The organism is Streptosporangium sp. OZ121, assembly GCF_051918885.1.
Lineage (GTDB): Bacteria > Actinomycetota > Actinomycetes > Streptosporangiales > Streptosporangiaceae > Streptosporangium.
Map to the genome: position 1 here is coordinate 1 of NZ_JBPXMC010000021.1, position 15,677 is coordinate 15,677.

Annotated in this window: 15 protein-coding genes; 5 read left to right on the plus strand and 10 right to left on the minus strand. The window is 69.7% G+C overall.

Annotated features, from left to right (window positions below; translation table 11 throughout):
• The 4 genes from ACTOQ1_RS29735 to ACTOQ1_RS29750 all read right to left on the minus strand — a co-directional run.
• On the minus strand, window positions 1–1,967 hold a 1,967-nt coding region (locus tag ACTOQ1_RS29735; RefSeq protein ID WP_440071273.1), incomplete at its 3' end, for a type I polyketide synthase.
• 36 nt (window positions 1,968–2,003) lie between these two features.
• Entirely contained in the window at window positions 2,004–2,744 is a 741-nt protein-coding gene (locus tag ACTOQ1_RS29740) for a thioesterase II family protein (protein ID WP_440071274.1), read from the minus strand.
• Between the two features lie 19 nt (window positions 2,745–2,763).
• On the minus strand, window positions 2,764–2,955 hold the full coding sequence (locus ACTOQ1_RS29745; protein ID WP_440071275.1) for an acyl-CoA carboxylase subunit epsilon: 192 nt from the start codon (window positions 2,953–2,955) through the stop codon (window positions 2,764–2,766).
• Window positions 2,955–4,472: an acyl-CoA carboxylase subunit beta gene (locus ACTOQ1_RS29750; protein WP_440071402.1), complete on the minus strand. Its 1,518-nt coding sequence runs from the start codon at window positions 4,470–4,472 to the stop codon at window positions 2,955–2,957. The genes ACTOQ1_RS29745 and ACTOQ1_RS29750 overlap by 1 nt, the downstream gene beginning before the upstream one ends.
• Window positions 4,473–5,110: 638 nt before the next feature.
• Here ACTOQ1_RS29750 and ACTOQ1_RS29755 point away from each other — a divergent pair.
• The 4 genes from ACTOQ1_RS29755 to ACTOQ1_RS29770 all read left to right on the plus strand — a co-directional run bounded on the left by ACTOQ1_RS29755 (window position 5,111) and on the right by ACTOQ1_RS29770 (window position 8,651).
• On the plus strand, window positions 5,111–6,151 hold the full coding sequence (locus tag ACTOQ1_RS29755; RefSeq protein WP_362695061.1) for an LLM class flavin-dependent oxidoreductase: 1,041 nt from the start codon (window positions 5,111–5,113) through the stop codon (window positions 6,149–6,151).
• 21 nt (window positions 6,152–6,172) lie between these two features.
• Window positions 6,173–6,673, plus strand: a complete 501-nt coding sequence (locus ACTOQ1_RS29760) for a flavin reductase family protein (protein WP_440071403.1) — start codon at window positions 6,173–6,175, stop codon at window positions 6,671–6,673.
• Window positions 6,674–6,970: 297 nt separating this feature from the next.
• Complete coding sequence (locus tag ACTOQ1_RS29765) at window positions 6,971–7,936, plus strand: acetylxylan esterase (protein WP_440071277.1); 966 nt, start codon at window positions 6,971–6,973, stop codon at window positions 7,934–7,936.
• Window positions 7,937–8,114: 178 nt separating this feature from the next.
• Complete coding sequence (locus ACTOQ1_RS29770) at window positions 8,115–8,651, plus strand: NUDIX hydrolase family protein (RefSeq protein WP_440071278.1); 537 nt, start codon at window positions 8,115–8,117, stop codon at window positions 8,649–8,651.
• Window positions 8,652–8,772: 121 nt separating this feature from the next.
• Here ACTOQ1_RS29770 and ACTOQ1_RS29775 read toward each other — a convergent pair whose 3' ends face one another.
• Together ACTOQ1_RS29775 and ACTOQ1_RS29780 are read right to left on the minus strand one after the other, a co-directional pair.
• Entirely contained in the window at window positions 8,773–9,156 is a 384-nt protein-coding gene (locus ACTOQ1_RS29775) for a hypothetical protein (RefSeq protein ID WP_440071279.1), read from the minus strand.
• Window positions 9,157–9,299: 143 nt separating this feature from the next.
• The gene (locus ACTOQ1_RS29780; protein WP_440071280.1) at window positions 9,300–10,553 is read right to left on the minus strand and encodes a helix-turn-helix domain-containing protein; all 1,254 of its coding nucleotides are present in this window, start codon (window positions 10,551–10,553) and stop codon (window positions 9,300–9,302) included.
• Window positions 10,554–11,019: 466 nt separating this feature from the next.
• Between ACTOQ1_RS29780 and ACTOQ1_RS29785 the strand changes: the two genes are divergently transcribed.
• Complete coding sequence (locus ACTOQ1_RS29785; protein WP_440071281.1) at window positions 11,020–12,195, plus strand: endonuclease Q family protein; 1,176 nt, start codon at window positions 11,020–11,022, stop codon at window positions 12,193–12,195.
• Window positions 12,196–12,223: 28 nt separating this feature from the next.
• Here the strand turns inward: ACTOQ1_RS29785 and ACTOQ1_RS29790 are convergent, their stop codons facing one another.
• From ACTOQ1_RS29790 to ACTOQ1_RS29805, 4 genes are all read right to left on the minus strand, one after another.
• Window positions 12,224–12,844 carry a TIGR04282 family arsenosugar biosynthesis glycosyltransferase gene (locus tag ACTOQ1_RS29790; protein ID WP_440071282.1) on the minus strand — a complete coding sequence of 207 codons (621 nt, stop codon included), beginning with the start codon at window positions 12,842–12,844 and terminating at the stop codon, window positions 12,224–12,226.
• A gap of 450 nt (window positions 12,845–13,294) precedes the next feature.
• Window positions 13,295–13,534, minus strand: coding sequence for a hypothetical protein (locus ACTOQ1_RS29795; RefSeq protein WP_440071283.1), 240 nt, complete (start codon window positions 13,532–13,534; stop codon window positions 13,295–13,297).
• A gap of 164 nt (window positions 13,535–13,698) precedes the next feature.
• Window positions 13,699–14,796, minus strand: coding sequence for an LCP family protein (locus ACTOQ1_RS29800; protein ID WP_440071284.1), 1,098 nt, complete (start codon window positions 14,794–14,796; stop codon window positions 13,699–13,701).
• 2 nt (window positions 14,797–14,798) lie between these two features.
• The gene (locus ACTOQ1_RS29805) at window positions 14,799–15,380 is read right to left on the minus strand and encodes an RNA polymerase sigma factor (RefSeq protein WP_440071285.1); all 582 of its coding nucleotides are present in this window, start codon (window positions 15,378–15,380) and stop codon (window positions 14,799–14,801) included.
• Between the last annotated feature and the right edge of the window lie 297 nt (window positions 15,381–15,677).

Here is a 15,677-nt window from a genome sequence, read left to right on the forward strand (position 1 = left end):
GCCACGTGAGCGGCGGCGATCTCCCCCACCGAGTGACCCACCAGCACGTCCGGGGTGACACCGAGTGAGATGAGCAGACGATACAGAGCCACCTCGAAGGCGAACAGCGCCGGCTGGGTCATCCCCGTCTCGGCCAGCACCTCGTCCGGACCGGAGAACATCGCCTCACGCACCGACCCCGGCAACAACGCACAGACCTCGTCCAAAGCTTCGGCGAACACCGGGAACGCCGCGGCCAGTTCACGGCCCATCCCCACCCGCTGGCTGCCCTGACCGGCGAACAGCATCGCCACCCTGCCGCCACCGGTCGCCGCGGCTTCCGGCGTCGTCGTACCGTCGGCCAGGGCACGCAGGCCCGCCACCAGCTCATCCCGATCCGCGCCGACCACCACCGCGCGCTGCTCCAGCAGCGCACGGCCGCTCGCCAGCGTCCAGGCCACATCGGCCGCGTCCAGCTCCGGCTGAGCCTCCACCCACGACGCGAGCCGGGAAGCCTGTCCTCGCAGCGCCTCGGGAGTCTTGGCCGAGACCAGCCACGGCGTCACCGGCAGCTCAGTGCCGGAAGGCTCCGGCTCCACCACCGGACCCTGCTCGATGATCACGTGCGCGTTCGTGCCGCTGACGCCGAAGGACGACACCGCCGCCCGGCGCGGACGATCCTCCACATCCCACACACGCGCCTCGGTCAGCAGCTCGACGGCACCGGCCGACCAGTCCACGTGCGGCGACGGCGCGTCAACATGCAGCGTCTGCGGCAGCGTCCCGTGCCGCATCGCCATCACCATCTTGATCACACCGCCGACACCCGCGGCGGCCTGCGTGTGACCGATGTTCGACTTCAACGACCCCAGCCACAGCGGCCGGTCCTCCGGCCGCTCCTGACCGTAGGTGGCCAGAATGGCCTGCGCCTCGATCGGGTCGCCCAGCCTGGTACCCGTACCGTGCGCCTCGACCGCATCCACATCCGCGCTCGACAGGCCCGCGTTGGCCAGTGCCTGGCGGATCACCCGCTGCTGCGAAGGACCGTTCGGCGCGGTCAGGCCGTTGCTCGCACCGTCCTGGTTGACCGCGCTGCCGCGCACCACGGCCAGCACCCGGTGACCGTTGCGGCGCGCGTCCGACAGCCGCTCGACCAGCAGCATGCCCACGCCCTCGGCCCAGCCGGTGCCGTCGGCCGACGCGGAGAACGCCTTGCACCGCCCGTCCACCGACAGGCCACGCTGCCGCGAGAACTCCACGAAAGTCGCCGGAGTCGCCATCACGGTCGCCCCGCCGGCCAGTGCCAGGTCGCACTCGCCCGACCTCAGCGCCTGGACGGCCAGGTGCAGCGCCACCAGCGACGACGAGCACGCCGTGTCGACCGTGACCGCCGGACCCTCGAACCCGAACGTGTACGACACCCGGCCGGAGGCGATGCTGCCCGAGTTGCCGGTGCCCATCAGGCCTTCCAGCTCACTCGGCACGTCCGAGAGCTGGGGCGCGTAGTCGTGGTACATCACACCCGCGAAGACACCCGTACGGCTGCCGCGCAACCCCACCGGATCCAGGCCCGCCCGCTCGACCGCCTCCCACGAGGCCTCCAGCAGCAGCCGCTGCTGCGGATCCATCGCGAGCGCCTCACGCGGCGAGATGCCGAAGAAGCCCGCGTCGAACTCGGCCGCGTCGTGCAGGAACCCGCCGGACCGCGAGTACGAGGTGCCCCGGTTGTCGGGGTCGGTGTCGTAGAGCCGCTCCAGATCCCAGCCGCGGTCGCCGGGGAACTCGCCGATCGCATCGGCACCGGCGTCCACCAGATCCCACAGACCCTCGGGCGAGGACACCCCACCGGGGAACCGGCAGGCCATCCCCACGATCGCGATCGGCTCGCGCGCCGCGTCGGTGAGAGAACGATTCTGCGCACGCAGCCGTTCTGTCTCCTTCAGCGAGGAACGCAGGGCCTCGATGAGCTTGGTGTCGTTCGCAGTCATGCTCGCCTCGTACTCTTCGCGCTATCGAAAGTGGGACTACGCGCTCGGGATGCTTTCGGTGATCGTCCGCATCACCGCTGGGGCGTGGGAGTTCAGGTAGAAGTGGCCGCCGCGGAAGACCTGCATGTCGAAGGCGCCGCTGGTGTGTTCCTTCCAGCGGATCGCCTCGTCCAGCGAGACATGGGGGTCGTTGTCACCGACCAACGCGATGACGGGCGCGTCGATCTTGATTCCGGGCTGGCATCGGTAGGTCATGATCGCCTTGTAGTCGCCGCGCAGCGAGGGCAGGATCATGCTCACGACCTCGGGGTCGTTCAGCATGCGCAGGTCGGTCCCGCCGAGTCGCCGCACCTCGGCCAGGAGCGCCTGGTCTCCCTCCTTGTGCACCGTCTCGTTGCGCGTGCAGGAGGGCGCGCGCCGGCCCGAGGCGAACAGCATCAGCGGTGAGATGCCATGTGTCAGCAGCCTCCTGGACACCTCGAACGCGACCACGGCGCCCATGCTGTGGCCGAAGAAGGCCATCGGCCGGTCGGCCAGCGGGATGATCTCCTCGACAAGCCGGTCCGCGAGCGTCGCGATGTCGTCGATGCACGGCTCGTGGCGGCGTTCCTGCCTGCCCGGGTACTGGACGGCCAGCACGTCCAGCGAGGAGAGCTGTCTGGCGACGGGGTGGAAATACGAGGCCGAGCCGCCCGCGTGCGGGAAACAGATCAGGCGGGTGGCGAGCGGCGGCGCGGCCTGGAACGACCGCAGCCACGTTCCGGTTTCGGTGATCATTTGTACTCCTTCTCCTGGTTCACCGGGAGGACCATGAATTCGGCGCCTCGAAGACTTCCGGCTCATTCCAGGAAGGGAGATGAGCGGAGGCGTCGCCGTCCTGAGGCCGGCTCGCGGAGGTGCGCGACAGGGCCGCCATCACCGCGGCCACCTCTTCCTGGTCGGGCTCACCGCGTACGAACCGGAACATGACGTCGTCGTCGCCGGCCATCACATCGGCAGGTTTCCGTGCTTGCGGTACGGGACCTTCGCGTTCTTCGCGCGGAGCATGGCGAGCGACCGGGCCAGGACCGCCCTGGTCTCGGCCGGGTCGATCACGTCGTCCACCAGGCCGCGCTCCGCGGCGTAGTAGGCGTGCATGAGCTCCTGCCGGTACTCCTTGATCATCTCGGCGCGCATCATCTCGGGGTCGTCGGCCGCGGCGATCTCCTTGCGGAACACGACGTTCGCCGCGCCCTCGGCGCCCATGACGGCGATCTCGTTCGTCGGCCAGGCGAAGGACAGGTCCGCGCCGATGGAACGGGAGTCCATCACGATGTAGGCCCCGCCGTACGCCTTGCGCAGGATGACCTGGATACGGGGAACGGTGGCGTTGCAGTACGCGTACAGCAGCTTCGCCCCGTGCCTGATGATGCCGGCGTGCTCCTGGTCCTTGCCCGGCAGGAAGCCGGGCACGTCGACCAGGGTGACCAGCGGGATGCTGAACGCGTCGCAGAACTGGACGAATCTCGCCGCCTTCTCCGAGGCGTCGATGTCCAGCGCGCCGGCCAGCGAGGAGGGCTGGTTGGCCACGATTCCCACCACGTGGCCGTCGATCCTGGCCAGGGCGCAGATGACGTTGGTCGCCCACAGGGTGTGCACCTCGAAGAAGTCACCGAGGTCGACGATCTCCCTGATGACCTCGCGGATGTCGTACGACCTGCTGAGCTCGACGGGCACGATGTCGAGGAGGGCGTCGCAGCGCCGGTCGGCCGGGTCGGCCGTCGGCAGGTCGGGCGGCGCCTCGCGGTTGTTGGCCGGCAGGAGGGACAGCAGGTAGCGGACCTCCTCGAGGCAGTCCACCTCGTTGTCGTAGACGAATCCGGCGGCTCCGGAGAGCGTTCCGTGCACCTGGGCGCCACCGAGCCCGTCGTGGCTGATCTTCTCGCCGGTCACGGCCTCGACCACGCTCGGGCCGGTGATGTACATCTGCGAGATGCCGTCGACCATGAAGGTGAAGTCGGTGAGCGCCGGCGAGTAGGTGGCGCCACCGGCGCACGGGCCGAGCATCACGCTGATCTGCGGGATGACCCCGGAGGCCCGTACGTTGCGCTGGAAGATCCCGCCGTAGCCGGCCAGAGCGGTGACGCCCTCCTGGATCCTGGCGCCGGCCCCGTCGCTGAGGCTGACGAGCGGCGCGCCCGTCGCCGCCGCGAGGTCCATCAGTTTGTGGATCTTCTGGGCGTGCGCCTCGCCGAGCGAGCCGCCGAAGATCCGGAAGTCGTGGGCGTAGGCGAAAACGGTGCGTCCGTGTACGGTGCCCCATCCGGTCACGACGCCATCGGTGTACGGTCGCCTGTTCTCCATGCCGAAGCCGCTCGCCCGGTGCCTGCGCAGCTGCTCGATCTCGGTGAAGCTACCGGGGTCGAAGAGCAGTTCCAGCCGTTCGTCGACGGTGAGCTTGCCCTTGGCCCGCTGCTGCTCCGTGGCCGACTGGACATCACCGCCGCGTGCCTGATCCTTGAGCATTCCGAGTTCGGCGACCCTCTCCCGCTGCGAGAGAGGTGTTTCCAGGCCGCGTTCTGTGGTAAGAGTCACGTTGCGTATATCCTCTCGGCCGATAAGCAGGGATATTCGACAATGCGCCATTCATTTCGTGAACGGATGCCCCGCCTCATTCACGCCTCATTCCAGCCCATGAGACAGCGGCGTAGCTACCGGGGCTCGCCCCTAAAGATCGGGCCGGTATTCCCCTACGAAGTCCCCTACACCGGCCGGTGGGGTAAGGGGCCGGTGCCCGGCGGCGGGCGGCACGGGGTCCCGTGAGCGGGGTGAATCCCTGCCGCCGATCCGGTGCGACCGCGGGGCCGAACTCGTCGCCGGCCGCGACCCCGGGTACGGCGTCACAGCCGTGCTGCGCGGTCACCTGGAAGTTTCGCGCGGCGCCGTCCGCGACGACGCGTGCTCGGAAGAGGTCCCCCCCGGCTGCCCGCGCGGATGGAGGCGGACGGAAACCGGGGGCCACCGGGCTCGCGCCGCGCACAGCCCCGCCCGTTTAGTGGATCCTAGGGGTTACTCGGCTTCTCCGATCCGGCAAATAATGGTGCCGCTTGGCCGTATACGAGCGTGTGCTCCATGCGAGCCCTACAGCACGTTAGGAGAAACCGTTGGACTTTGGCCTTTTCTATTTCGCTGACGAGGCAAGGGCAGGAACCGATCAGTACCGGCTGTTGCTGGAAGGGGCCCGGTTCGCCGACACCCACGGTTTCTCCGCGGTGTGGACGCCGGAACGGCACTTCCATGAGTTCGGTGGCCGCTACCCCAACCCCGCCGTCACCGGCGCGGCCATCGCGGCCGTGACGGAGCACGTCGCGATCCGCGCCGGAAGCGTCGTGGCCCCGCTGCACCACCCGGCACGCATCGCCGAGGAATGGGCGGTCGTGGACAACCTGTCCGGCGGCCGCGCCGGCATCGCCTTCGCGACCGGCTGGCACCTGGACGACTTCGCGCTCCGGCCGGAGAACTACGGCAACCGCAGGCAGGTGACGACCGAAACGGTCGACACCGTGCGGCGCCTGTGGCGCCAGGAGTCGGTGGAGGTGAACGACGGCGCCGGCGAGCCGGTCAAGCTCCGGACCCATCCGGCCCCGATCCAGCCGGAACTGCCGACGTGGCTCACCAGCTCGGGCAACCCCGAGACGTTCCGCCAGGCGGGCGAGCTCGGCGTCGGCATCCTCACGCACCTGCTCGGCCAGAGCCTGGACGAGCTGGTGCACAAGGTCGCCGACTACCGCGAGCACTTCGCCAGGAACCACGGCGGCACCGGCCATGTCGTGCTGATGCTGCACACCTTCCTCGGCGAGGACCGGGCCCGCGTGCGCGAGGTGGTCCACCAGCCGTTCACCGACTACCTGCGCAGCTCGATCGGGCTGGTCATGAAGGCGGCCGAGGAGCTGGTTCCCGGCCTGGACCCGGAATCGATGGACTCCGAGGACATCGAGTTCCTCCTTGAGATCTCCTTCGACCGCTACTTCGACACCGGCGGCCTCTTCGGCACGGTCGACGACGGCATGGCCCTGCTGCATTCCCTCGAGAAGATCGGCGTCGACGAGATCGGCTGTCTCATCGACTTCGTCCCCGACACGGACACCGTGCTCGACAGCCTCAACCATCTCGACCGGCTCAAGCGGACGTGGGAAGCGCGGTGAGTGATGATCGATAGCCTGAGAATGCGGCGCGTGCTCGGTCGGTACCCGACCGGGGTGGTGGTGATCGCCGCGATGTCGGACGGCGAGCCGTGCGGTTTCACGGTCAACTCATTCACGTCGGTCTCCCTCGACCCGCCGATCGTGGCTTTCTGCGCCGCTCACACCTCGACGACGTGGCCGCGGATCAGGGCCGTGGGCGCCTTCACCATCAGCCTGCTGAGCGTCGAGCAGGCGGGGGTGTGCCGATCGTTCGCGACCAGGGGCGCCGACCGGTTCGCCGGCATCGGCTGGTCCACGAAGGAGAGCGGCCATCTGGCGATCGACGGCGCGCTGGCGTGGATCGACTGCGTCCTGGAGGCGAGCCACCTGGTGGGAGACCACGAGTTGATCCTCGCCAGGGTGACCTCACTGGCCACGAACGACGACGACGGGGAGCCGCTGGTCTTCCATCAGGGACAGCTGCACCGGGTGTGCGCCGACGCCCTGGCCACGCCCTGCCGGACCCTCCAGACGGTCTCGTGACCCCTGCCCCGCACAAAGCCCAGGCCCATATCCGGACCTGGGCTTTGTGCCGTGCGGCCCGCCCCCTGCCCGCATCCTTGACATGATGAGCACCCCGCGGGCACTGGGGGCTGAGGCAGGGGACGGCGCCGGATGCGACGCGCGCTTCCTCCACGGCACGAGCGCGGCGCCGATCGCCTTCCCCGCGCGATGCTCCGGTCCCTCCTGGACGTCGGCGCGATCGCCTCGGCCACATCGATCCTGTACGGTCACGACCGGGGTCGGGCGACATTCTCAGAGGAACACGGAGGGCGGCCCATGGGCTGGGAACTACCCCTGGACGACATCGCGAACTACCTACCGAACCTGTACACACCGGAAGATCTCCACGAGTTCTGGCAGAAGACTCTGGACGAGGCCGCCGACCACCCGTTGAACGTGACGGCGGAGCCGGTCGAGGACACCCCCCTGCGGTCCGTGGCCGTCTACGACGTCACCTTCGCGGGGTTCGGCGGCCAGCCGATCCGCGCGTGGTATCTCGTGCCGAAGGACGCCGACGGCACCCGGGCGACCGTCATCGAGTACATCGGCTACGGAGGCGGCCGCGGCCTCCCCCACGAGTGGCTCTACTGGTCCGCTGTCGGCCATCCGCACCTGGTCATGGACACCCGCGGTCAGGGCAGCGCCTGGCGTACGGGAGACACCCCCGACACGGGCAGCTCGGGGAGTCCGCGCGTCCCGGGGTTCCTGACCGACGGGCTGCCGGACCGCGACTCCTACTACTACCGCCGTCTCTTCACCGACGCGGTCCGCGCGGTGGACGCGGCCGCGCTGCTTCCCTTCGCCGATCGGGAGCGGCTCGTGACGGCCGGAACCAGCCAGGGTGGCGCGCTGGCACTCGCCGCCGCGGCCCTGCATCCGACGGTCGCGGGCGCGATGCCCAACGTCCCGTTTCTCTGCGACATCCGACGTTCCGCTCATCTCGCCACGCAGGGCCCCTACGCCGAGCTGGTGAAGTGGTGCCGCACCCATCGCGCCGAGGCCGGCGCCGCCCTGGCCATGACCGCGTACTTCGACCTCGCGGTCCTCGCGCCCCGTGCGAGTTGCCCGGCGCTGTTCAGCGTGGCGTTGCGTGACGAGACCTGTCCCCCTTCGGGGGGCTACGCGGCCTTCAACCACTACGGCGGCCGGAAAAAGATGATCGCCTACGAGTGGAACGACCACGAGGGAGGCGAGGCCTTCCTGCAGCGCGAGCAGGCCGAGTGGCTCTCACGGCTCTTCTGACCCCGAACCCCGCCGGGGGAGGCGTGCGCGCGTTCCGTGGTCCGGACCCGTGCGGGAACGGGAAGATCGCCGGCTGACGGGAAGATCCTGAAGTGCCGTGCCCGCCGGCACCGGCTCTCGACAGCCGGTCGCGGGGAGGGAACGCGTTTTCGAGCCGGCCGCGACGTACGATCGGTCAATGACCGAAATGACCGAAACCACGCCCGGCTGGCTCGCTCCCGAGGAACTGGAGTCGGCCCGCGCGCGGATGCCGATTCTCTACATCGACGCCGTACCGGTGCGGGTCGACGAGACGGGAGTGGTCACGCGTGTCGGCCTGCTGCTGCGCATCGGGGCGGACGGAGCGGTCAGCCGCGCCCTCGTCTCCGGCCGCGTGCTTCACCATGAGCGCGTCCGTGACGCGCTCATGCGCCACCTGGAGAAGGATCTCGGCCCGACGGCACTGCCCCGCGTCCCGGCCTCCCCGCAGCCGTTCACCATCGCCGAGTACTTCCCGACCCAGGGCATCACCCCCTACCACGACCCCCGGCAGCACGCGGTCTCCCTCGCCTACGTCGTCCCGGTCGCGGGTGACTGCCGTCCCCGGCAGGACGCCCTCGACCTCGTCTGGTTCACCCCCGAGGAGGCCTCGTCCCCGCTGGTGCAGCAGGAGATGCTCGGCGGGCAGGGCGTCCTGCTGAAGCAGGCCCTCGCCCACGTCGGCTGCCTTTCCTGACCGCTCGTTCCCGTCCCGGCGCGACCGCCCTCCCGCGCGGGCGCCCTCCCCGCGAGTGGCCGGTGCCGTCCGGCCCGGCCTCGGGGCAGAACGTCCTCGGGACCGGTGAACGACCTGACGATCATGACGGCTCGCCCAGCCGGTCGGTGACGATCAGCTCCACCACCCGGTGGGGCTGCTCCCGCCTGACGGCGTAGAGGTTGGGGCCGTCACGGACGGACACCAGGTAGCAGCCGGAGCGTGGACCTATGGTCACCGTGGCGGCGCGCCGCCCCTGAGCGATCACGGCCAGTTCGGGCGGACGCCGGTCCGTCCGCGAGCCCAGGCCGGCCCGTCCGGGCCAGGCGGGAGCCCCTGGGCGGGCTGCGAAGAACCCCAGGCTCATCGTGTGGTGGCGGTGGGCGCGGATTCCCCGCTCGATCAGCAGTCGCTGCACGACCGCCAGCGCCCTGTCGTGGCGTTCCGCCGTCGCCTCGTCGACCGTCGCCCGGGACTCAGTCCGCACCCCACGCCGTGTCACCCATCCTCCAAGGTCGGACTCACCGGATCCGGATGGCGAGGGTCGCGGTTCTCACCATCGCCACGACCTTATGAAGAATCGCCGTCACCAGTGTTCACGATTTCCCGTGAACAAAACACCGGATAAGACTAGAAGGCCATTCGACTTTCCAGGCCGCGCAGCTGTTCGGGAACGGTCCGGTAATAGGTTCCCAACTGCCTGACGGCTTCTCTGGCCGTAGGGTGGAATCGCGCCATCTGTGGGGCGATTCGCTCGGCGTTGAGCACTCGTCTGAGCGCTTTGTCGTGTTCTTTGAGTAACAGGTGCGTCCTGGACATGTCGATTTCGTGATGCGCCCTGCGTTCGGCGTAGAGCCTGGAGGACGGCGTGAACCCCGAGTCCAGGCGGATCGCCGTGTCGTAGTCACCGAGTTCCGTCGCCACCGCGCACCCGTGGATCACCGCGTTGACGGGATTCACCTGCAGCCCGTACGGGTCGGGCCCCGGCCGCGCGTCGAGCCGCGCCGCCGCCTCCGCCGCGAGGCCGTGGTGCTCCCAGGCGTCCGCCCCGTGCCCCGTCCGCGCGGCGGAGACGGCGGCGCGCAGGTGGAGGGAGCCGTAGACCTGCAGCCCCGCCGTCTCCGACCGGTCCACCTCATCCGCCGCCCGCTTCACCATGGTCAACGCGATGTCACCGGACCCCAGGGTGAGCAGCAACAACGCGCGCGACAGGGAGACCAGGTGCCGCAGGTGCGGGTCGTCGGCGCGCGGCGCGGCGACCGCGGCCCGCTCGACGGCGACCTGCGCCAGGTCGTTGTAGCCCAGACGCCGGGTCAGGGACACCGCTATGGCGTACGCGTGGTTCAGCAGGCGCCACGCCCTCGGAGCGTCCGACTCGACCGCGTGGACCGTCAACTCCTCGATGGTCGCGGGCAGGCGGGCACCGAGGCGGACGTGCGCGGCGGCCCCCTGCAGTTTCTGGAGTTTGACCAGCTCCGCGGCGAGCTCGTCGAGCGACCTGGGAGGAACCTCCAGCTCGGGGGAGATGTCGGCGTAGGCCAGCGCTCGCCTGATGGGAGGCATCGCCGCGTGCATCGCCTCGGTGCGCCTGTCCACTCCCCTGTTCGGCCCTCCGGGAGACCGGCCGATGATCTCGGCGGCGTCGACCGCGCACGCTCTCGCCACGGCCGCGACAAGCGAGGGGGTGGCCCGCTTGTGACCCGCCTCCACCTGTGCGATCAAGCTACGAGAAACATTCGCTTTCGCCGCGAGACCGATTTGGGTGAGCCCTCTGCGTTTACGCGCCCTGGCAATTCGACGACCCGTGGATTCGCTCTCACCACCCGGATCGGGATCCCATTCCTGCCCGATCATCCTGGCACCTCCCCCGCGCTCGCGCGACATCTCCACGATAACGGCCCGCCGCCTCCGCCGAGATGAACATTCCCGCCGGGCGGTTCCCTTTCCGGTGCGAAATCACCCGCCGGTCTTTTCTCACAGGAAAACGATCATCGGATCGTCCGGGATCCGCCGGATCGATCTTCCGGGGGCGCCGAGTGCGCGCGGGACCGGGCCGGCGGGGACGGCCGCCGCGGTGACGGCCCCACTTCCACGGCCTTCCCGAGGTTTCGCGCCACAGCTCGTGAAGTCCGGGGAGCGCGGCGAGCCCGTCCGGAGCGGAGTGGGGAGACTGTCACCGATCTGAGCTGGTTCGGCTGCTTACTGAGCTCCATATATGGCCTGTGGCAGAATGTGATGAATGCGGTTTCATGCTGACCTGCACATTCACTCGAAATACGCTCGGGCCTGCAGCAGAGACAGTGATCTGGAACATCTGACATGGTGGGCGCGGCGTAAGGGCATCGCGCTGATGGGCACCGGTGATTTCACACATCCGGTGTGGTTCGAGCAGCTGCGCGAGAACCTCGTACCGGCGGAGCCGGGGTTGTTCCGGTTGCGCGAGGAACGCGCTCCGGACGTCCTCGGTCCGCCACCCGCCGGGGTGGCCTCCGGCCAGGTGCGGTTCATGCTGTCCACCGAGGTCTCCACGATCTACCGGCGTGGCGAGCGCACCCGCAAGATCCACCACCTGGTCTACATGCCGGGCTTCGACGAGGCCGCGGCGTTCAACGCGAGGCTCGAACGGATCGGCGACCTGAGCGCGGACGGGCGGCCCGTCCTCGGCATGGACTCCCGCGCCCTGCTGGAGATCACCCTGAGCAGCGGCGACGGCGCCTACCTGGTGCCCGCCCACGTCTGGACGCCGTGGTTCGGCGTCTTCGGCTCGAAGTCCGGGTTCGACACGATCGAGGAGTGCTACGGCGAGCTCTCCGAACACATCTTCGCGCTGGAGACCGGGCTGTCCAGCGACCCGGCCATGAACTGGCGGGTCTCCGCCCTCGACCGCTACCGGCTGGTCAGCCACTCCGACGCCCACTCGCCGCCCATGCTCGGCCGCGAGACCACGGTGTTCGAGACCGACCTCGACTACTTCGCCGTCCTGCGAGCGCTCCGGACCGGAGCCGGGTACGCGGGAACGACCGAGTTCTTCCCCGAGGAGGGCAAGTACCACGTCGACGGGCACCGCAAGTGCGACACCCGGATGGACCCCGAGGAGACGCGCGGGCGCGACGGGATCTGCCCCGTGTGCGGGAAGCCGCTCACGGTGGGCGTGCTGAACCGGGTCCAGGAACTGGCCGACCGGCCCGACGGTTTCCGGCCGGAGGGCGTCGCGGGCTTCCGCAACCTCGTACCGCTGCCGGAGATCGTGGGCGAGATCCTCGACGTGGGGTCGAAGAGCAAGAAGGTCCTCAAGGAGGTCGACAGGCTCACCGCCGTCCTGGGGCCCGAGCTGGGCATTCTGGAGGACGTACCGGTCGACGACATCGCGGCCCACTCACCGCCGCTCGCGGAGGCCGTCGGGCGGCTGCGCCGCGGCGAGGTGATCCGGGAACCCGGGTACGACGGCACGTACGGCGTGATCAGGATCTTCGAGCCGGGCGAGCTGGAGCGGGCGGACGAGGCCGCCGCCCCAACGCTTTTCTAGGCTTCCGTACCGCCTCCCGGTGCCCCGCTCACCGGAGCGCGCTCATCCTGGCGAGAGTGGCGGCGAAAAAGGACCGCGGGGCCTGCGCGGCCACCGTGAACGCGTCCGCCGCGGTGTCCACGTCGGTGAGACGGGGCATCAGGGCGACGCTCAACCCGGCCTCCCCCAGCATCCGCAGCTGGATCTCGCCGGCGGTCGGTTCCGGCGTCGGGACGCCGAGCAGGAGAGCGGGGTCGGGGGCGCGCAGCCCGAGCAGCCAGAACCCGCCGTCCGTCGCCGGGCCGAACACCGCGTCGTAGGCGCTGAGCAGGGACAGCGCATAGACCAGCATGTCCGGGGTGACCTGCGGGGTGTCCATGCCGATGAGCACGACCGGCCCGGGCAGGAGCCGGTGGGCGTCGTCGAGGGCCGCGGCGAGCCGCTCGTCCGGCCCGTCCCCGCGCTGCGGCAGCACCGTGAACCCGTGCGGGAGCCAGGGTCCCGGGGCGCCGTCGAGCGCGAGCACGCGCCGGGCGACCGGGACGCGGGCGACCGCGCGCAGCGTGTCCTCGAGGGCGGCGGCGGCCAGCGCCGCGGCCTCGTGCGCGGTGAAGGGCGGGATCAGCCCGAGCTTGGCCTTCCCGGCCACCGGCTCCCCGGCGATCACCACGACCTGCCCTCTGGGCAGCCCGCCCTGGGACGGTACGCGCCGCGATGACTCACCCCAGGCTCGCTGGTTCCGGGACGCCTCGCCACGGAGTGTTTCGTCCCGGGAACCATGGAGTGTTTCGTCCCGGGAGAGTTCGGCCCGGGTGTGCGGAAACGGGCCGGTGCCGTACCACCCGTTCCCCGCGCCGCTCATGCGGCCGCTCGATCGGCCACGACCCGGCGCGTCAGAGCCGCCCGCTCGTCCGGGTGGGGCGACACCACGTCGATCTCCATCGTTCGACGCTAAGACCGGCGGACGGGATCACCCTTGGAGGACGGCGGCATGCTGCCAAGAAATGACCAGTTCAGGCCCATGGTCAGAGAATGATCGGAAATTCGGGCGGCCGGGTGCCGGTGGCCCCGGCCTCACCGGCACCCGGCCTGACCTCCCCCACCTGGTCTGCGTGAACTCCTACATGGTCTGCGTGAACTGCCGGGAACTGCTCTCACTGCTGAGGTAGCTCTGGTAGCCCGGCCCCCACGTCCAGGTCTCCGTACGATCGCCCTTCCTGACGGTCACCGCCCCGAAGAGCGAGCACTCGCCCGGCACGGCGGGCCGGGGCGGGATGAGGGCGGCGGACGCGACCGGCGCGGTGAGCGCCACCATGAGGGCGGCGAGGGCGGCGGTGGTGATACAGCGGGCAACGGACATGGGTTCTCCCATGACGTGCGGATGTTTCCACGGAGATATCGCCTTATTTCCGGAAAGACGAACTACATCGACCATCAAAACTCACACCGAGCCACATTCGGCATGCCCGCCCCTTTTATCCGCTTATGTCCTTACCGACAACCGGGGACGAGGAGCCCTCTGGCTCACCCGCCGTCCTTCCTGATCCCGGCGAAGAGCCGCTCGGCGGCGGCTCCGTCCCACGCGAGACGGTTCGGATCCTCGGGGTGCGGACGGGTGGGAACCGTGGAGAACGTGACCGAGCCGGGCGCGAACTTCGCCATGCCCCGCGCGATGGCGTACATCGCCCCCAGGTCGAACCCGGCGTCGGTCCTGACCGATTTCTTCACCTCGGTGATGAGGGCGAGAAGCGTCGCGGGGTTGTTCATATGATTGTTCACCCTCATGAGCAGCCTGTTCATGAAATGCTGCTGGCGCTTGATCCGCTCCAGGTCGGTCCCGTCGCCGAAGTTGCGGAGCCGCACGTAACCCAGCGCCTGCTCGCCGCTGAGAAGCTGCCGCTTTCCCGCGGGCAGCCGCAGCTTCGCCTTGGCGTCGTCCACCGGCCGCGGCAGATCGACCTCCACCCCGCCGAGCGCGTCGACAATGCCCTTGAACCCGGAGAAATGGATCTCCACCGCGTGGTCGACATGGATCCCCGTGGTCGACTCGACCGTCTTCCACGCGCACGACAGCCCGCCCGCGTGGAACGCCGAGTTGATCATGTCGGTTCTGGCCGGAAGCGCCGTCCCGTCCGGGGACTCGCAGGCGGGAACGCGGACGATCGAGTCCCTGGGAATGTTGACGGCCCGGGTCTTACGCCGGTCGGCGGAGATGTGCAGCAGGATCATCGTGTCACTGCGCATCCCCGCGGCTTCACGCCGGCGGGGGCTGAGCGCCTCACCGTCGGTCCCGACCACCAGCACGTTGAGCGCCTCTCCCTGCTTGTACGGGCGATCCCCCGAGGGACCCGGCACGGACGGGCCCGGTACGAGCGGGCGCCCGCTCAGGAGCACGACGGGAACGACGGCGACGGCGGCGGTGACCGCCGCGATCAGCGCGAGCATCGGCCAGCCGCGCATCGCGCGGGGCAGCCGCCACCGGGAGCGGGCCGGGGTGCGGGACAGACCACGGGGGGAACCGGCCGAGGCGTCGAGCAGGCGCGCACGCTGGTGCGCGAGCGTGGCGGGCGGTTCGTGCTCCAGCTCGCGGCCGAGGTCGCGGAGCATCGTCAGATCGTCCATGGTCACTCCTCCTCGTGCATCGGATTGCTGTCGCCGAACTCCGCGCGTACCTTCCGCCTGGCCCTGTTCAGGCGGGACCGCACGGTGCCGATCGGTATGTCCAGCGCCCGGGCGACCTCCACGTACGACAGGTCGCTCCAGGCGACCAGCAGCAGGACGTCGCGGTCCCCGGACGAGAGCCCGGCCAGCGCACGGGCGAGCGCCGGGCGGGACACCTGGGCGGTGACCTCCGCGACCACCCGGTCGGCGGGGGAGTCCACGGTGCCCTCGGCGGGGCTGCGCCGCAGCGCCCGGTAACGGGCGGCCTCGGTGCGGTGGTGCCGGGAGACGAGCCTGGTGGCGATGCCGAACAGCCACGGCCGGGCGTCGGCGTGGGCCAGGTCGTAGTGGCTCCGGCGGGCGAAGGCGACCAGGAACGTCTCGCCGACGAGATCCTCGGCGATCTCCGGGCCCAGCCGCCGGGAGACGTACCGGTAGAGCATTCCGGAGTAGCGGTCGAACAGCGCCGCGAACGCCTCCGGGTGGGTCCGCGACTCGTCGATGAGGTCGCAGTCGCGAGTCTGGGCGGTGAGTGGCGCGGTCATCGCGGGCACCATGGCATGAAGGCCGGCCTTCCCGTCGGAAAAGTGATCAGCGATGTATCGCCACGACCCCCCGACCGGGTTCACGGTCCACGAAGGACCGTTGGGCAGGGAGCGAGTCGGCGGCGCACACCGCCGTCCGTCCGACGACACCGCGACATCCAGGCCGAGGGATAAATCCCCTCAAATACGAAATTCCCGGCACTAGAAGCGGACGAATTTCATCGCTTCTGGCAAAGCGCCTGCATTACCCGGCACCGGCCTATAACCTCGCGAGGTCTCATCGCGCGAAAAGGGAAG